15 protein-coding genes and 1 tRNA gene are annotated in these 16,830 nt (G+C 48.9%); 12 read left to right on the forward strand and 4 right to left on the reverse strand.

Going from position 1 to position 16,830, the window contains the following annotated elements:
- The first annotated feature begins 178 nt into the window (after positions 1-178).
- From GEV47_RS06690 to rapZ, 3 genes are all read left to right on the forward strand, one after another.
- Positions 179-655 carry a PTS sugar transporter subunit IIA gene (locus tag GEV47_RS06690; RefSeq protein ID WP_153233969.1) on the forward strand — a complete coding sequence of 159 codons (477 nt, stop codon included), beginning with the start codon at positions 179-181 and terminating at the stop codon, positions 653-655.
- A gap of 149 nt (positions 656-804) precedes the next feature.
- Entirely contained in the window at positions 805-1,752 is a 948-nt protein-coding gene (gene hprK, locus GEV47_RS06695; RefSeq protein ID WP_153233970.1) for an HPr(Ser) kinase/phosphatase, read from the forward strand.
- A gap of 70 nt (positions 1,753-1,822) precedes the next feature.
- Complete coding sequence (gene rapZ, locus GEV47_RS06700; protein WP_153233971.1) at positions 1,823-2,689, forward strand: RNase adapter RapZ; 867 nt, start codon at positions 1,823-1,825, stop codon at positions 2,687-2,689.
- A gap of 42 nt (positions 2,690-2,731) precedes the next feature.
- Here rapZ and mutY read toward each other — a convergent pair whose 3' ends face one another.
- From mutY to mutM, 3 genes are read right to left on the reverse strand one after another with little or no spacing between them, the layout of a single operon-like run.
- On the reverse strand, positions 2,732-3,886 hold the full coding sequence (mutY, locus tag GEV47_RS06705) for an A/G-specific adenine glycosylase (protein WP_153233972.1): 1,155 nt from the start codon (positions 3,884-3,886) through the stop codon (positions 2,732-2,734).
- Positions 3,887-5,854: a dynamin family protein gene (locus GEV47_RS06710; protein WP_228124625.1), complete on the reverse strand. Its 1,968-nt coding sequence runs from the start codon at positions 5,852-5,854 to the stop codon at positions 3,887-3,889. It abuts the gene before it with no gap.
- Positions 5,855-5,886: 32 nt separating this feature from the next.
- Complete coding sequence (mutM, locus tag GEV47_RS06715) at positions 5,887-6,708, reverse strand: bifunctional DNA-formamidopyrimidine glycosylase/DNA-(apurinic or apyrimidinic site) lyase (protein WP_153233973.1); 822 nt, start codon at positions 6,706-6,708, stop codon at positions 5,887-5,889.
- 174 nt (positions 6,709-6,882) lie between these two features.
- On the opposite strand from mutM, the gene GEV47_RS06720 reads away from it, so the two are divergent.
- The 9 genes from GEV47_RS06720 (at position 6,883) to GEV47_RS06760 (ending at position 15,883) form a co-directional block, all read left to right on the forward strand.
- Positions 6,883-8,709 carry a tetratricopeptide repeat protein gene (locus GEV47_RS06720; RefSeq protein ID WP_228124605.1) on the forward strand — a complete coding sequence of 609 codons (1,827 nt, stop codon included), beginning with the start codon at positions 6,883-6,885 and terminating at the stop codon, positions 8,707-8,709.
- On the forward strand, positions 8,709-9,383 hold the full coding sequence (lolB, locus tag GEV47_RS06725; protein ID WP_153233974.1) for a lipoprotein insertase outer membrane protein LolB: 675 nt from the start codon (positions 8,709-8,711) through the stop codon (positions 9,381-9,383). The genes GEV47_RS06720 and lolB overlap by 1 nt, the downstream gene beginning before the upstream one ends.
- A gap of 44 nt (positions 9,384-9,427) precedes the next feature.
- The gene (gene ispE, locus GEV47_RS06730) at positions 9,428-10,315 is read left to right on the forward strand and encodes a 4-(cytidine 5'-diphospho)-2-C-methyl-D-erythritol kinase (RefSeq protein WP_153233975.1); all 888 of its coding nucleotides are present in this window, start codon (positions 9,428-9,430) and stop codon (positions 10,313-10,315) included.
- Between the two features lie 76 nt (positions 10,316-10,391).
- Positions 10,392-10,468: transfer RNA gene (locus GEV47_RS06735), tRNA-Gln, on the forward strand.
- A 148-nt stretch (positions 10,469-10,616) separates the two neighbouring features.
- A complete protein-coding gene (locus tag GEV47_RS06740) occupies positions 10,617-11,567 on the forward strand; it encodes a ribose-phosphate pyrophosphokinase (protein WP_153233976.1) in 951 nt (316 codons plus the stop codon).
- A gap of 227 nt (positions 11,568-11,794) precedes the next feature.
- Positions 11,795-12,406, forward strand: coding sequence for a 50S ribosomal protein L25/general stress protein Ctc (locus tag GEV47_RS06745; RefSeq protein WP_153233977.1), 612 nt, complete (start codon positions 11,795-11,797; stop codon positions 12,404-12,406).
- Between the two features lie 86 nt (positions 12,407-12,492).
- On the forward strand, positions 12,493-13,077 hold the full coding sequence (gene pth / locus GEV47_RS06750; RefSeq protein WP_153233978.1) for an aminoacyl-tRNA hydrolase: 585 nt from the start codon (positions 12,493-12,495) through the stop codon (positions 13,075-13,077).
- Positions 13,078-13,325: 248 nt separating this feature from the next.
- Positions 13,326-14,417 carry a redox-regulated ATPase YchF gene (gene ychF / locus GEV47_RS06755; protein ID WP_153233979.1) on the forward strand — a complete coding sequence of 364 codons (1,092 nt, stop codon included), beginning with the start codon at positions 13,326-13,328 and terminating at the stop codon, positions 14,415-14,417.
- Between the two features lie 188 nt (positions 14,418-14,605).
- Positions 14,606-15,883, forward strand: coding sequence for a dicarboxylate/amino acid:cation symporter (locus GEV47_RS06760; protein WP_153233980.1), 1,278 nt, complete (start codon positions 14,606-14,608; stop codon positions 15,881-15,883).
- A gap of 46 nt (positions 15,884-15,929) precedes the next feature.
- On the opposite strand, the gene GEV47_RS06765 is transcribed toward GEV47_RS06760, so the two are convergent.
- Positions 15,930-16,817 carry an SMP-30/gluconolactonase/LRE family protein gene (locus GEV47_RS06765; RefSeq protein WP_153233981.1) on the reverse strand — a complete coding sequence of 296 codons (888 nt, stop codon included), beginning with the start codon at positions 16,815-16,817 and terminating at the stop codon, positions 15,930-15,932.
- Positions 16,818-16,830: the final 13 nt, after the last annotated feature.

The raw sequence follows: 16,830 nt of genomic DNA on the forward strand, positions 1-16,830 counted from the left end.
GTATCTTTCCATGCTGACAATCAAGTGTTGCACTTATGAATTAGGCCTATAATTACAGGGGTCAGGATACGGATGACAAATATCCAGTAGTCAGCCCAGCTGATTACTAAACTTACCCTTTGATTATTGGCCTTCATATGGCCTGCCATTTTCATGGTGCTCAACGCAAATTTGTATAATGACTAATCTTGCAAAAATCCTGCCGGCACAAAATGTCGTTCTGGATCTGGATGTTTCCAGTAAAAAACGTGCCTTCGAACAAGTTGGCCTGATCTTCGAAAACAACTGCGGCATCGCCCGCTCCACCGTCTCTGACAATCTGTTTGCGCGTGAACGTTTAGGCTCTACCGGACTGGGTCATGGCGTCGCAGTGCCGCATGGCCGCGTCAAAGGTTTAAAAGCGCCATTAGCCGCATTTGTACGCTTGGCCGAACCCATCCCATTTGAATCGCCGGACGGCGAACCAGTGAAATTATTGGTGTTTCTGCTGGTTCCTGAACATGTCACCCAGCAGCATCTGGAAATTTTGTCTGAAGTGGCAGAAATGTTTTCCAGCGATGCCTTCCGGGAGGTTCTGAAAACAGAAACCGATCCGCTATCTGTTCATGCGAAATTACTTGAATGGCAGCCAGACAATGCCGAGCATACACATTGATGCAGATGGTGTGTCGTTACGCAAGTTATGGCGTAATCTCCACCAGGTGCAACGCTGACCGCTGGTGAATAGAGAGAGCCACATAATCCATGCTCATTGCGATCCATCCTACTTTTCTTTACCTATAAGCGCCATCAGCGCCAGACACTATGCCCTCATCCACGCCGCTATCGATTCAACAGCTTTATGAAGACAATCGCGAGTCGCTGCAGCTCGGCTGGTTTGCTGGTTTCCCTGGCGGCGAACGCTTGATTTCTGGTGATGCAGCATCCGCCGCCGATCAGGTTGGCCATTTAAATTTGATACACCCCGGACGCATTCAGGTTTTCGGTCACCAGGAAACGCAATACTACAAACGTTTATCAGAAACATCGCGCGCCTATCAAACCGCGGAATTGGTCGGCGGCGAGCCACCGGCATTTATCATCGCGCAAGGATTGGAAACGCCAGCCGACATTCTCGATATTTGCGACGCCAAAAATATTCCGCTGTTTTCGACACCATTGCCTGCTGCGCAGGTGATTGATTATTTGCGCGTTTATTTGTCCAAAAAACTCGCTCAGCGTATTACCATGCATGGCGTTTTTATGGACGTGCTGGGAGTTGGCGTTCTGATTACTGGCGAATCCGGTTTGGGTAAAAGTGAACTTGGGCTGGAATTGATTTCACGTAGTCATGGATTGGTCGCTGACGATGCCGTTGAATTCGCTCGCATTGCGCCGAATATGATCGAAGGCCGTTGTCCGTCACTGCTGCAGAATTTATTGGAAGTACGCGGCCTTGGTCTGCTCGATATCAAAACCATCTTCGGTGAAACCGCGGTACGACGCAAAATGCGTTTAAAGCTCATCGTCCATCTGGTTCGCCGCGCAACGCTGGAAGAAAATTATGAGCGACTGCCGCTAGATGCACATTACGACGATGTGTTGGGACTGCCGATACGCAAAGTGATTATTCCAGTTGCCGCAGGTCGCAATATTGCGGTTCTGCTTGAAGCAGCGGTACGCAATACGATTTTGCAATTACGCGGCATTGACACACTAAAAGACTTCATTGCACGACAACGTGCAGCGATGGATTACGATAGCGATGCATGATTTAGTATCTATGCAAAATTGTCATTAGAGCGTCATGATGACGTGACAATACTTACGGTATTATCTGTCTATGCACATAATTCTTATCACTGGTATATCTGGCTCTGGCAAATCGATCGCTCTTCGCGTGCTCGAAGATGCCGGTTACTTTTGCATCGACAATTTACCGCCGAAACTGTTACGCGCTCTGGTTACTAACAGCCTGCAAGACGGCGTAGAAACGCTGGTGGTCGCCACCGATGCGCGCAGCGCAGATTCACTCGCAAGCCTGCCTTCCGACATTGCACAACTCAAAGCCGAAGGACATGATGTCAAAGTACTATTCTTGACCTCATCCACCGAAGCACTGGTTGCACGCTTTTCAGAAACGCGTCGTAGCCACCCACTATCGCATCGTATTCGCCCGGATCAAAATCCGGCTGATCGCCTGACCTTGATTGAATGCATACAGGCTGAACGTGAACTATTGGTTGAGATTGAGGGTTTAGGCCATACCATAGACACGTCGGATCTAAGTACGAACAAATTGCGACGTTGGGTCAAAGATCTGATCGATACGCAACATGCATCGCTGACATTGATGTTCGAATCATTTGCTTTCAAACATGGCGTTCCATTGGATGCTGATTTGGTGTTTGACGTGCGTACGCTGCCGAATCCACATTACGATCCACTGCTACGTCCGTTCAGCGGTCGCGATCAGCCTGTCATCAATTTTCTGAATTCTCAACCACAAGTGGCGGATCTGCTAAACGATATCAGTACCTTCGTTGCCAAATGGCTGCCGTCTTTCAAACAAGACAATCGCAGCTATCTCACCGTCGCCATAGGTTGCACTGGCGGACAACATCGTTCTGTGTATATGGTGGAACAACTGGCAAAACAATTCGCGGAAACAGAGCAAGTGGTCGTCAGGCATCGTCAGTTGAATTATTGAATTCTTCCGTCTCCCATCAGCAGGGAGCAGAGCAAAACGCCATCACTTGCCAAACAGCCCCAGCAATAATTTCTTAACTGGCGCTGGCAACGGCGCATCAGCCAATTTATCTACGTCATACCAAACATGCGACGATTGCGCGATCATGGCAAATCGTCGTTCCAGATGAACCTGAAACGGCGAAATATGCAATTTGAAATGCGTAAAAACATGCGAGAACGACGGCAAAATGTCGCATGCAGCAAGATTGCCAAACATGGCGGTAGCTCGCGTCAATTCAATATCCAGATCTGCGGTCATGTCGATTTCCGGCAACGACAACAAGCCGCCCCAAATACCACTATCAGGTCGCTGCTCCAGCAACACTAGCCCTTGATCGACAATGATCAGCATACCGGTTTGCTTCTCCGGAATCGCCTTCTTAGGCTTACGAACCGGCAGTTGCGCCACTCTGTCAGTGGCCAGGGCGACGCAGCGCTTTGCCAACGGACATGCGTCGCAAGATGGCTTGCTGCGCGTGCAGAGTGTCGCCCCCATATCCATCAAGCCTTGCGTGTAGGACTCGACACCCTGCTCCGGCAACAATGCCTCTGCCCGCCGCCACATCGGCTCTTCCACTTGTTTTGCGCCGGGATAGCCATCTATGCCAAATACGCGAGCAAAAACGCGTTTGACATTACCGTCCAAAATCGCCGCGCGTACGCCGTAAGAAAATGCAGCGATGGCTGCCGCGGTGGATCTGCCTATGCCAGGCAGGTCTTGCAGCAAAGCAGGATCGCGTGGAAAGACTCCAGCATATTCCGCAACTACACGCTGCGCGCAACGATGTAAATTGCGTGCGCGGGTGTAATAGCCGAGGCCACTCCAATGCGACATCACTTCTTCGCTGCTTGCTTGCGCCAAACTTTGCACATCAGGAAAGCTGGCCAGGAATTTTTGATAATATGGAATCACCGCCGTCACCTGCGTTTGCTGCAGCATGATTTCCGATAACCAAACCCGATACGGATCGCTGGTATTTTGCCAAGGCAAGCTATGTCGCCCATGTTGCTTTTGCCAGCTAATCACGGCATCTGAAAAAGACGGATCGACAAATTCTGCCCGATCTGCCTGCGCCGGAATTTTATTTGCCCGTTGCTTTTTCTCTGTAATCTCTGTATCTACTGAATTGCCAGAATTTCCAATTACACGCTTCATCTATGCCGCATTTCTCAATGATCTCGTTTTCGATCCATGCTCTGGATTTATCACATCCTTTAATGCAAGCTCATGTGCCGTCAATGTTTTATGTTGCGCATCAAGCGCCGCATGCAATGTTTCTATCGTCGCGATTTTTTCTTCCAAACTGTCAATCGCGACATGCACGCGCGCTATCGAATCCAGTCTTTGTTTGAGTTGCCCATTGTGCGCACGGATTTGCTCTTCCAGTGGTGCCATCACTACTTTCAACCATGAATCAACATCACGATTAGCCTGCAAGAAATTCATTTTGACGCGAGAAGCTATCGAGTCAAAGAATTTTTGCATGATCACTACCTGGCTGGTTTTGAGCAATGTCACTGCGCCAAATTGACGTTGGTATGCGCCTTCAATCAACCTTAATTCTTGCTGATATTTATCTAGCGAAAATGGCATAGGTGTCGACAATGCCAAACCATGTTCGGTCGAAAATTTACGATACATGATGCTCATCATTTCAGAAATTTCGTCGGTTTTTTGACTGGAGGCGACCAGATTAGCCTGGGCTTTTTCAAAAAACGTTTTCACCGCAGAACGAAAGCCGGCAGTAAACATACTGCCTTCCATCTCTTCCTTAGTTTGCCGAATTTCTTCTTTGATGATGCTCATACTCAAAGTGGTAAACACTTCAGATGACAGGCGCGAAAATACCATGCGCGTCCCCTGCAATTTTTGCAGGCTTTCATCGAACTCTTTTTTCTCAATATCGATGCGCTTCATCATATGCGTGATGATGTTAGTGTTTTTCCCGCGCAGACTTTTAAGCTCCATCAATTGTTCTACGATATTACGCTTGCGCGCAGCCATGACGGCCTGTTTGGCTGCCGTCAAATCGTCAATATCAGCCATCAATTGAGAGCAAATGATATTGCGCTTGGCAGGAATCAATTCATGACTAAGCGCATTTTCGAATGCGGGCAAACGGCTTCGCTCCAGCAATGCGCGCTCGTCGTTGATTTTTCCTACCAAGCCCTTTTGCGCCGACACGGGATATATTTGCGACGCGGATAAACCTAAGGTTTGGGCAACGGAGCTGATCTGATGATTAATCTGACTTTCTATTTCCGCTTCTGAACGCAGCTCATCCCACATACTGTCGATCTTATTGAGCACCACCATACGCCCTGCGCCGCTACCGATATGATTGCGCCAGACATCAATATCGCTCTTGGTCACACCCGTGTCAGCAGCAAGAATGAATAGCACGGCATGTGCATTCGGAATCAGGTTCAAGGTTAACTCTGGCTCGGTACCGATAGCGTTTAATCCCGGCGTATCGATAATCACCAAACCTTGTTTTAGCAAAGGATGTGGAAAATTGACGATGGCATGGCGCCATTGTGAAATTTGCACGCGACCAGCATCGTCAGTCGCCAGCGCCGCATCCGGATCATCTTCATCAAATAAACCGTAGCGCTTAGCTTCTTCTTGTGAAACCCATTTGGTCAGACTCACTTGTTTAAAGGCTTCCAGCATCCCGTCCGCAGATGAAATGTCGAGTGGCAGTACCGTCCAGACATGCTGACTGTTTTTATAGTCGCTGGTTGACAGAGCATCGGCGCGGGTTTCGATCGGCAGTAAACGTATGCAAGCGGGGAACGATGGATCGTACAATAATTCAGTCGGGCACATCGTGGTGCGACCAGCAGATGACGGCAAGATACGTTGCCCGTAATCGGCGAAAAATAAGGCGTTGATCAATTCCGATTTGCCGCGTGAGAATTCCGCGACAAAAGCAATCGTCAATTTATCATCATCCAAACGCGCCAACGCTTTGTTGATGCGCTGAGCGCTTACGCTATCGGACAAATTTGCTTCTGTCGTCCACTCCTGATAGCGCTGTAAAGCCGCTCCCACTGCAGCACGCCAATCGCTATATTGTTGAAATTTTTGTACCAGATTACTGGTTGCGCCCATTGCGTTCATTGTGCTCACTGAATCAACTCCTGATTTTTATTTTATTTTTGACAATTTTTACAATAAAACGTTGACCGCTGCCCTTGTTTTATCTGCTCTATCAACGCACCGCATATTTTACAAGGTTGCCCCGCACGATCATAAACGAAATAGCTCTGTTGGAAATAGCCAGTTTGCCCATCTGCACCAATAAAATCACGCAAGGTGCTGCCACCTTTTGCAATCGCCCGCGCTAAAATTTCTCGTATGGCGGCCGCCAATTTATCATATCGCGCTAAACCGATACGATGCGCTGCGGTCTTGGGATTGATTCCGGCTTGAAACAGGCTTTCGGAAGCGTAAATATTACCAACGCCAACCACGATATCGCCAGCCAGTAAAACCTGTTTGATCGGGGCACTGCGGTGACGTGTTTGCTGATACAAAATCTGCCCCGAAAATACATCTTCCAGCGGCTCTATCCCCAAACCACGCAATAACGGATGCTGCTCAACCGGTCCTTTTTCTGCGTCATGCCACAGCACCGCACCAAAGCGGCGCGGATCAGTCATACGCATCACCTGCTGCCCCACGACTAAATCGAAATGATCGTGCTTTTTCGGGATGGTTTCCAATGGAAGAATACGCAAATTTCCCGACATCCCCAAATGAATAATCAGGCTGCCATGATCAAAGTGAATTAACAGGTATTTGCCGCGCCGGCCTGTGCCGCGCACCCGGCAACCGATTAGATGATTCGCCAGATCCAGTGGAAATGGCCAACGTAAACCGCTGTGCCGAAAAATGACAGCAGTGACAATCTGCCCCTCAAGATAAGGCGTAACGCCACGCCGCGTGACTTCAACTTCTGGGAGTTCTGGCATAGTGCAAGGTAAATCCTATGAACTTGTTAAGCAAATACAACTCGAACATCACCATCTACGCGACGCGAACGGCCCGTTTCAGCGTAAAATCAACTTACTTCGACAACCACCTTCGATAATACAAATATAGGAACAACAGACGTTATTTCTATATTTGTCAGCCGGGATATTCTCTTGAAAAAAACTCTTGCTATTGTAACGCTCTCGACCATGCTCACGGCAGGTGTCAGCTTTGCTCAAACCAATAATGACAGTAAAAATGCCAAGCCCCCAGTAAAAGAGAGTACGCAGGATGCGGCAACAGCACCAAAAACTGACGATGCTAAAGATGACGCAAACGACAGTGCCGGCGCTCCAACCTCGGGCAAGATCGCTCACGAGCATCTGCCTTCAGCCAGTTTAAGCCCAAGAATTTTGGCGGGCATACTCAATGCTGAAATTGCCTTCCAACGTGGCAATTGGCAGGCAGGTTACGTCACATTGTTAAGTCTGGCACAGCAAACACGCGATCCACGCCTGGCTCGCCGTGCGGCGGAAATGGCGCTGACCGCTAAACATCCTACCGAAGCATTAACTGCGATTCGCCTCTGGCGAGAATTGGCACCCGACTCAGAAGAGGCTGCGCAGTATTATCTCGGCTTCGTCATGCTCAGCAATCATCTGGAAGAAGCGCAACCGTTGCTTGCCCAGCGCCTGAAAAATTCGCCACCAAAAGATCGGGGCGTATTAATGCTTCAGATTCAACGTTTGTTAACACGCAGCGAAGATAAAGCCGGTGCTTTTAAATTACTGGAGAATTTGGTAGCACCTTATGCCGATATGGCGGAAGCACATGTCGCATTGGCACAAGCTGCGTTCGCCAATAACGACAGCGCCCGCGCCAATCAGGAGGCTGCGCGCGCATTGCAACTGAACCCGGAGTCTGAGTTGGCCATCCTGACTTCAGCGCAAGTATCTCCGGATAAGCAAGCTGCAGAAAAAACGATAGCTGACTTTCTGGCGCAACATCCCAAATCGCATGAAATCCGCATTGCCTACGCACGCACCTTGATAGAGCAAAAGCAATACGAAAAAGCGCGTGCTCAGTTTGATATTTTATATAAAGACAACAAAGAAGATGCAACGACGCTGCTGGCATTGGGGCTATTGAATGCGCAGATCGGCGATACCAAAGCGGCAGAACAATTCTTAAGCGATTACGTCGATGAATTGGCGGCACATCCAGATCCTCGACGCGACAACTCGCAAGCATTGATGATTTTGGCGAAGTTGGCAATGGATCGCAAGGACAACGCTAGTGCCCTTATATGGTTAAGTCGGGTCGGCCCAGGGGATGCGTATCTGGATGCCCAATTAAAGCGCGCTGAATTGACCGCCAGAGGTGGTGACGTCGACGGCGCCCGTACGATATTGTCGGAAATAGAAACATCAAAAGAGTCTGACGAAATTCTGGTCGCTCAGGTGGAAGCACAAATACTGCAAGATGCGCACCGCTATATGGATGCTTTTAATGTGCTGGAAACCGCACTGAAAGCGCATCCGGAAAATATCGATTTACTATATGACTACGCCCTCATCGCCGATAAATTGAATAACACCAGTGTCATGGAAACTGCGTTGCGCAAAGTAATGAAGCTATCCCCCGATAGTGCGCAAGCCTACAATGCACTGGGCTATTCATTTGCAGTGCGCAACACCCGCTTGCCGGAAGCACTGACACTGGTCAAGAAAGCCTCTGCTTTAAGCCCCAAAGATCCGTTCATTATGGATAGCCTGGGCTGGGTAGAATTCCGCATGGGTAATCTGGTTGATGCAGAATCGCACTTGCAAATGGCTTACAGCACGCTGCCAGATCCTGAAATCGGGATACATTTGGGTGAAGTGTTGTGGGCGCAGGGAAAAAAAGACGCCGCGCAAAAAGTATGGCGTGAAGTACGCAGCAAAGACCCGAAAAGCACAACCTTGAATGAAACGTTAAAACGTTTACAGGTTGTCTTGTGATGCATTTTCTCCGTAAAAGTGCAACGATGGCGACAATCACGATTGCCGCGTTATTTAGTGCGGGTTGCTCGAGTTTATCAACGTCGCCAGCCCACATCAGTGAAACAACTCCCGCCATTGCAACAACTGCTGCAATGGCGGCACCAGCGCAACGACCATACTATAAGGCTATAGATTTAGGCGGTCGCTTGTCTGTTCGTTACGAACAAAACGGTAAAGAGCAAGCAGTATACGGCAGCTTTACCTGGTCACAAACCTTGGATCATACCGTGGTCACGTTGCTGTCCCCGCTCGGCCAAACACTGGCAACTATCAACATCACCCCTGACCTGTCGACGCTGCAACAAGCAGGCCAACCCATACGTACCGCTGCGGATGTCGATCAATTGACGAGTGAGGCGCTTGGCTGGCCGTTACCTATAGCGGGAATGCGGGATTGGTTGCAAGCATTCGGCAATGACAGCAAAGATCAACGTTTTAACCTTAACCCGACCAGTGATAGCAGCGCGGTTACTTCGGTTACCACTTCTGATCATTGGTTGATTCAATATACGAATTGGCAAACTGGCACTGATAACAGCGGCTATGCAAAGCGCATAGATTTAAGCCGCAATACCGAGCAAGCAGGTCCGGTTGCCATCCGCATCGTGATTGATAACTGGCAACCGCATTAACGCCAGCCTCGCTAACTCCAACCTTGTTCAAGCCACGCATCACCATGAACCATGAAATTCGCTCGCTAGATAACTGTCTGGCACCAGCCAAACTCAATCTCTTTTTGCACGTCAATGGCCGGCGCTCAGATGGTTATCATTTATTGCAAACGGTATTTCAACTGCTTAACTATGGCGATCTGCTCGATTTCGAAACGCGCAACGATGGCGTTATTCGCCGCATCACCGATATCCCCGGCGTCGCGGAAGAAAGCGACCTAATCGTTCGCGCAGCCAAATTGCTGCAAATCGCGGCGAAAAAAAAAGATGGACAAGCTAAAGCCAGCCTCGGCGCAAATATCGCCATCAAAAAAATATTACCTATGGGCGGTGGATTGGGTGGCGGCTCTTCAGATGCGGCAACGACATTGATGACCCTAAATCATCTCTGGCAAACGGGCTTTTCACGCACGGAGTTGATGGAAATCGGCTTGCAATTAGGTGCTGACGTACCTTTTTTCGTCTTTGGTCAAAATGCATTTGCCGAAGGCGTTGGTGAAACATTGCAAGCAGTTCAGACCCCTGCGGCCTGGTACGTCGTCATAGAACCGGGCGTCAGCATTCCGACTGCTTTAATTTTTTCGTCAGAAGAATTGACACGGGACACAAAACTAGTCAAAATAGCGGACTTTTCAGGGCATCAAAGATGTTTTGGAAAGAACGATTTAGAAATCGTTGCTACCAAGCTGTTCCCCGTTGTTGCTGAAGCTATTTCATGGCTGAAAAAATATGGGGATGCCAGGATGACTGGCTCCGGCGCTTGTGTATTTTGTGCTTTTACAGACGAAGAACAAGCTGATGTGGTTTTAATGCAATTAAAAACGCAAAAAAAACACTGGAAAGCATGGAAAGCGAGCGCGATAGAGTGCCATCCGCTAAAAGATTTGATATAATTCGTGCTCCAAATTTCGTTGCTTATTTTTTCAGTGCATTTCATAGTGCACGTAAATAAACAACAACAGTTTGCGTAGGGGAGTCGCCAAGTTGGTTAAGGCACTGGATTTTGATTCCAGCATGCGAAGGTTCGAGTCCTTCTTCCCCTGCCATTAGTTTTAAAGCGTCAGCAGTCGCAAAATAAGCAAAACATAAAAATAAGCCGCAACGCAAGACTCATAGTCAAGCACGCGGCTTTTTACTTTGTCTGCTTAGTATTCACTTTTTGTTCACATTAACCGATCGCATTCAGGACTCCCCATGGCACTCGAAAACCTCATGGTTTTTACCGGTAACGCAAACCCGGAACTCGCTAAAGGAGTAGCCAAACAGCTTGGTATTCCACTGGGCAAATGTAAGGTCGACAAATTTTCTGATGGTGAAATCGCCATTGAAATTAATGAAAACGTCCGCGGCAAGGATGTTTTTGTTCTGCAATCAACCTGCGCACCGACCAATGACAATTTGATGGAAGTCATTTTGATGGTTGATGCATTAAAACGGGCTTCTGCCGGTCGCATTACTGCCGCAATTCCTTATTTCGGTTACGCCCGCCAAGATCGTCGTCCGCGCTCAGCTCGCGTAGCGATTTCGGCAAAGGTTGTTGCCAATATGTTGCAAGAAGCCGGTGTTGAACGCGTACTGATTATGGATCTGCACGCAGACCAGATTCAAGGCTTCTTCGATATCCCGGTTGATAATATTTATGCCTCGCCTATTTTGCTGGGTGATTTGGTCAATAAAAAATATGATGATCTGCTGGTGGTATCACCAGATGTCGGCGGTGTTGTTCGTGCGCGCGCGCTGGCAAAACGTTTGAATTGTGATCTGGCGATTATCGACAAGCGCCGTCCAAAAGCAAATGTATCTGAAGTGATGAACATCATCGGTGAAGTTGAAGGCCGTAACTGCGTGATTATGGATGACATGGTCGACACGGCAGGCACGCTGACCAAAGCTGCGGAAGTACTGAAAGAACGTGGCGCCAAGAAAGTCATTGCTTATTGCACACATCCGGTATTGTCAGGCCCCGCGTTGGAACGCATTACTAATTCGCCATTAGATGAATTAGTCGTAGTAGATACGATTCCATTGTCTCCTGCAGCCAAGGCTTGCAGCAAGATCCGCCAATTATCATGCGCGGAATTGCTGGCAGAAACCTTCAAACGGATTAGCCAAGGCAATTCTGTTATGTCGATGTTTGAAGAGTAATACCCATAATGGTGCCTCGAAAAACCGTAGCGAGCGGCGATAAATTGCGTTGAGAAGCGCAGCCGTACGCAGGTACGGTGAGCATCGCAAATGCAAGTTAACGTTGCGCAGTAGGTTTTTCGAGGTGCCCAGAATTTACGCCTTCATTTAGAAGGCGTTCTTAAATCTCCTGGTCGCGGGAGATTTTAACAAGTAGGGCAAATGCTCTACGCTATTGGAGAAGTAAAATGAAAGTTATCGCATTTAAACGCGAATTACAGGGAACCGGAGCGAGCCGCCGCCTGCGCAATGCTGGTCAGACACCAGCGATTGTATACGGTGGTACAGAAGCGCCAGTTAATTTGGCATTGGATCACAACGCGCTGTACCATGCGTTGAAAAAAGAAGCATTCCACTCATCGATTCTTGATCTGGAAATCGACGGTAAATCGCAGCCAGTACTGTTGCGTGACTTCCAAGTCCACGCTTACAAACAATTGGTATTGCACGTTGACTTCCAACGCGTTGATGCTACTCAAGCTATTCACGTAAAAGTGCCATTGCACTTTGTTAACGCTGAAGTTTCACCAGCAGTTAAATTGTCGGCCGGTATCATCAGCCACGTAATGACTGATCTGGAAATTTCTTGCTTGCCAACTAATTTGCCAGCGCACATTGAAGTTGACTTGTCTGGTCTGGAAGTTGGCCATTCGATTCACTTAGCTGATGTTAAATTGCCAAACGGCGTTACTGCTGTTAGCCAAGAAAATCTGACTCTTGCAACTGCTGCAATTCCAGCTGGTAAAGTTGAAGCTGAAGCGCCTGCTGCTGCACCTGCTGCTGACGCTGACAAGAAGTAATTTAGCCTTTTGGCTAACAAAACCCGCCTTCGTGGCGGGTTTTTTATTATGATCACAGCATCTATTTGCTATTACTAACAAACACCATGTCAATACGCCTCATCGTCGGCCTAGGCAATCCTGGCCCGGAATACGAACAAACCCGCCATAACGCTGGTTTCTGGTTAGTCGACAATCTGGCACAAGACTTGGGCTGCAATCTGGCACGTAAAACCGACTTCAAAGCACTCGTCGGTAAAGTTAACATTTCAGGCGAAGAAATCTGGCTGCTGGAACCGCAAACGTTTATGAATATTTCCGGTCAGTCGGTCGCGGCGCTCGCGCGCTTTTATAAAATCAATGCCGAAGAAATCCTGGTTGTGCATGATGAACTAGACATGATGCCCGGCGTAGCCAAACTCAAAAAAGGTGGCTCTTCCGGCGGACATAACGGCTTGAAAAGTATCACTGCCTCACTCGGCACGCAAGATTATTGGCGCTTACGGATCGGCATTGGCCATCCACGCACACTGAATTTATCGCAAGGCGTTGCTGATTTTGTATTGCATAGACCGCGCAAGGAAGAGCAACCTCTGATTAATGATGCTATTGCCGATAGCGTAAAAATTATTCCACTATTGTGCGAGGGGAAATTCTCCGAAGCGACAATGCAATTGCATACGGCAAAATAATAACAAACGTAACTCGGCGCAGTGGCTGGCAGCGCATGCTGCGCTCAATAAGGTGAATCTCAAAGAGGCAGAAATTAACAGGTGCGATAGTCGTGCAAGCATAACCCTCTCTCCGATATCTGCGCCATGAAACCGTGCGCAGAATATGCGCTACCAGCCACTGCTGCGCGTATATCAATAACAGTCACCGCTTCCGGTAAAATAGCGGATTAATTCAAACAGCTTTAATTACTTGTAAAGAACCTATCATGAGTCTCCAATGCGGCATCGTCGGCCTTCCTAACGTTGGCAAATCTACCCTTTTCAATGCGCTGACTAAAGCCGGAATCCCTGCGGAAAACTATCCGTTTTGCACGATTGAGCCTAACGTTGGCGTGGTCGAAGTTCCTGATCCGCGTTTGAATGCTTTAGCTGCCATCGTCAAACCAGAGCGCATCCTGCCGGCGACAGTGGAATTTGTTGATATCGCAGGTCTGGTGGCTGGCGCGTCCAAAGGTGAAGGCTTAGGCAACCAATTCCTGTCACACATTCGCGAAACCGATGCCATCGTCAACGTGGTGCGCTGCTTTGAAGACGATAACGTGATTCACGTCAACGGCAAAGTCAGCCCGCTAGACGATATCGAAGTGATTCAGACAGAACTCGCCCTTGCCGACATGGGTACGGTTGAAAAAGCGATTCATCGCGAAAACAAAAAAGCGCGCTCTGGCGACAAAGATGCCGCCAAGCTGGTCGCAGTATTAGAACGTTTGATGCCAGAACTGGACAATGCCAAACCGGTACGCGCCTGCGGTCTGGACGCCGAAGAAATGGCCCTGATCAAACCACTGTGCCTGATCACTGCCAAACCGGCAATGTATGTTGCCAACGTTTCCGATAGCGGTTTCACGAACAATCCATTGTTGGATCAACTGACTAAATACGCAGCCTCGCAAAACGCACCGATCGTTGCTATCTGCGCCGCCATCGAATCTGAAATCGCTGAATTAGATGACGCGGATAAGAAAGAATTTTTATCTGACATGGGTATGGAAGAACCTGGCTTGGATCGTCTGATTCGCGCCGCTTTCAAACTGCTCGGCCTGCAAACCTACTTCACCGCTGGTGTAAAAGAAGTGCGCGCATGGACCATCCACGTCGGCGACACTGGCCCACAAGCGGCAGGCGTCATCCACACAGACTTCGAACGCGGCTTTATCCGCGCCCAAACCATCGCCTATGAAGATTACATCACGTTCAAAGGTGAGGCTGGCGCGAAAGAAGCTGGCAAGATGCGGGCCGAAGGCAAGGAATATATCGTCAAGGATGGTGACGTGTTGAACTTCTTGTTTAACGTGTAAATAATCGTTAGTACTTACCTACTTTAAAAGCCTCGATATTTCGAGGCTTTTTTATTTGTTGCTGAACTTTCTTGATGGTAATTTTTCAAGAATCCGTTATATCTTTACTTCGAAACTATATTGGACGCATAGAAGGTACATTTGCGATACTTCCCGGCTATTTAATATTCAGTACTGCGTAATCACTTATGAAAATCTTCTCTCTCTGGTTCCGTATTCCTTTTTGGCAACGCGTTCTTGCTGGTTTTATCCTTGGCGCTTTAGCCGGTTGGCTGGTCGGCGCTCCGGCCGAGGCGTGGTTTGGCCCGCTGGGTAAGTTGTATGTCACCTTAATTAAAATGATTGCAGTGCCGCTGGTATTTTTTGCGGTGGTCAATAGTGTCTCCAGCCTGCATGGCGTGCAAAGCATGGTCAAACTGGGTGGCAAGACTTTTCTGTGGTTTGCGGTCACTGCGATTCTGGCGGTCGGCGTAGGCTTGGTCGTGGCGCATACGATTAACCCGGGTTTAGGGGTTGGAAAATTGCAGATGGCTGCTGACTATACCGTGCGCGAAGTGCCGACGCCAATCCAAGTGTTGCTCGATGTCGTCCCTGCCAATCCATTCAAGGCACTGTCAGAAGGCAAAATTCTGCAAGTGATTTTCTTCGCCGCATTGCTGGGTATCGCTTTAGTCAAACTGGGCGACAAGAGCGTACGTTTACGCGAGCTATTCAATGAAGGTAGCAGCGCGATGATTCAAGTCACGCGCTTTGTGTTGGAAGTGACGCCATTCGGTACTTTCGGTTTGATTGCGGCACTGGTGGGTACTTACGGTTTTGAACGCTTACTCCCATTAGGTAATTTCGTTTTTGCGCTGTACCTGGCTTGCGCCTTGCATATTGTCGTGGTGTACGGCGGTTTATTGCTGACACATGGGTTGAATCCAATACGCTTTTTCCGTGCCGCCTTCCCGGCGATGCAAGTTGCTTTCACCAGTTCATCAAGCTTCGCGTCAATGCCCATCGCGTTGCGTAGCGTGGTGCATAACATGGGCGTCAAACAGGAATATGCTGCGTTTGCTGTACCGTTAGGTGCATCTATCAAGATGGATGGCTGCGGCGCGATTTATCCGGCAATTGCGTCTATCTTCGTTGCCCAGTATTTCGGCTTGCATTTGGAAGCCTCGCAATACTTCATCATTTTGCTGGCATCTGTGCTTGGCTCCTTTGGTACTGCCGGTGTTCCCGGTACAGCAATTGTGATGGTCACGTTAGTGCTCAGCTCTGCTGGCTTGCCGCTGGAAGGTATCGGTTATCTGGTGGCGATTGATCGCATACTCGACATGATGCGCACGATGACCAATGTCACTGGCCAAATGTTGGTGCCAGTGCTGGTTGCAAAAGAGGAAGGCTTGCTTGATCTGGCTGTTTACAACGCCGCCAATAGCGATGTTGGGTTAGATGAAAATGCGAATGCAGCTGCTTAACGCCATAAAATAAAAAGGCGCTGAATCTTCAGCGCCTTTTTTTATCCTACTGTCCGAAACGTCGTTCCGGCAATCCAGGAATCGCGACTTGCATCGCAAATACACTACCTGATTGAGGATACTGCTGCAATTCAGTTTCTGGTCGCCCCGCACGCGCAGTAGTTACATATAAAGTCCGCAAATCATCGCCACCAAAAGCGCACATGGTTGGACAGCGCGCTGGTAGCGGATAAGTCTCGACTATCTTCCCCTCGGGCGAAATTCGCACTACGCGCCCGCCTTCATATAAAGCACTCCAGTAATAACCCTGGCTATCAACCGCTGCACCATCAGGGCGGCCGCGATCACTTTCTGTCGGAGTAAAGCGCACCCAGTCTTCGCGCTCACCTAAGGTACCAGTCGCTTCATCATATGCATGACGATAGATGGTGAATTTAGGTGTATCTGAGTGATACATCCAACGCTGATCAGGGCTAAAGGCTGCGCCATTGGAAGTTAACAAACCGCCGTCCATTGATTTTAAACCGCTCGCGTCAAAGCGATAAAGATGCGCCTTGCCACCCGCTTTAGGTTCATCCAGCGTACCTGCCCAAAAACGCCCCTGACTATCGCAACGCCCGTCGTTAAAGCGGCTGTGCGCCTGATCTTCGGGATTGTCTGCCAACTTCCTGAGTTGCTTGCCATCGGCACCCAGCAGCCATATACCGGAACGCATGCCAGCAATAAACTTGGCATCATCGCCGTCATTCACCAGCGAAAAACAGCCGATATGCTCAGCGACTTGCAAGGTTTGCTGCTGCCCGGTATCGGGACTAAAAACGTGGATTGCTGGTGCCAGAATATCGACCCAGTACAATTTTTTTTCGACTTCATCCCAACGCGGGCATTCACCTAGCTGTGTGGATGTGTTGCTAAGGCACTCAAATTTGCTCATGATTTTTCCTACG

This window comes from Glaciimonas soli, assembly GCF_009497155.1.
GTDB lineage: Bacteria > Pseudomonadota > Gammaproteobacteria > Burkholderiales > Burkholderiaceae_D > Glaciimonas > Glaciimonas soli.

What these genes read in the sequence shown, in the direction of transcription:
- GEV47_RS06690 (WP_153233969.1), top strand. Translation starts at nt 179, where the DNA reads ATGACTAATCTTGCAAAAATCCTGCCGGCACAAAATGTCGTTCTGGAT.
- hprK (WP_153233970.1), top strand. Translation starts at nt 805, where the DNA reads ATGCCCTCATCCACGCCGCTATCGATTCAACAGCTTTATGAAGACAAT.
- rapZ (WP_153233971.1), top strand. Translation starts at nt 1,823, where the DNA reads ATGCACATAATTCTTATCACTGGTATATCTGGCTCTGGCAAATCGATC.
- mutY (WP_153233972.1), bottom strand. Translation starts at nt 3,886, where the DNA reads ATGAAGCGTGTAATTGGAAATTCTGGCAATTCAGTAGATACAGAGATT.
- GEV47_RS06710 (WP_228124625.1), bottom strand. Translation starts at nt 5,854, where the DNA reads ATGAACGCAATGGGCGCAACCAGTAATCTGGTACAAAAATTTCAACAA.
- mutM (WP_153233973.1), bottom strand. Translation starts at nt 6,708, where the DNA reads ATGCCAGAACTCCCAGAAGTTGAAGTCACGCGGCGTGGCGTTACGCCT.
- lolB (WP_153233974.1), top strand. Translation starts at nt 8,709, where the DNA reads ATGCATTTTCTCCGTAAAAGTGCAACGATGGCGACAATCACGATTGCC.
- ispE (WP_153233975.1), top strand. Translation starts at nt 9,428, where the DNA reads ATGAACCATGAAATTCGCTCGCTAGATAACTGTCTGGCACCAGCCAAA.
- GEV47_RS06740 (WP_153233976.1), top strand. Translation starts at nt 10,617, where the DNA reads ATGGCACTCGAAAACCTCATGGTTTTTACCGGTAACGCAAACCCGGAA.
- GEV47_RS06745 (WP_153233977.1), top strand. Translation starts at nt 11,795, where the DNA reads ATGAAAGTTATCGCATTTAAACGCGAATTACAGGGAACCGGAGCGAGC.
- pth (WP_153233978.1), top strand. Translation starts at nt 12,493, where the DNA reads ATGTCAATACGCCTCATCGTCGGCCTAGGCAATCCTGGCCCGGAATAC.
- ychF (WP_153233979.1), top strand. Translation starts at nt 13,326, where the DNA reads ATGAGTCTCCAATGCGGCATCGTCGGCCTTCCTAACGTTGGCAAATCT.
- GEV47_RS06760 (WP_153233980.1), top strand. Translation starts at nt 14,606, where the DNA reads ATGAAAATCTTCTCTCTCTGGTTCCGTATTCCTTTTTGGCAACGCGTT.
- GEV47_RS06765 (WP_153233981.1), bottom strand. Translation starts at nt 16,817, where the DNA reads ATGAGCAAATTTGAGTGCCTTAGCAACACATCCACACAGCTAGGTGAA.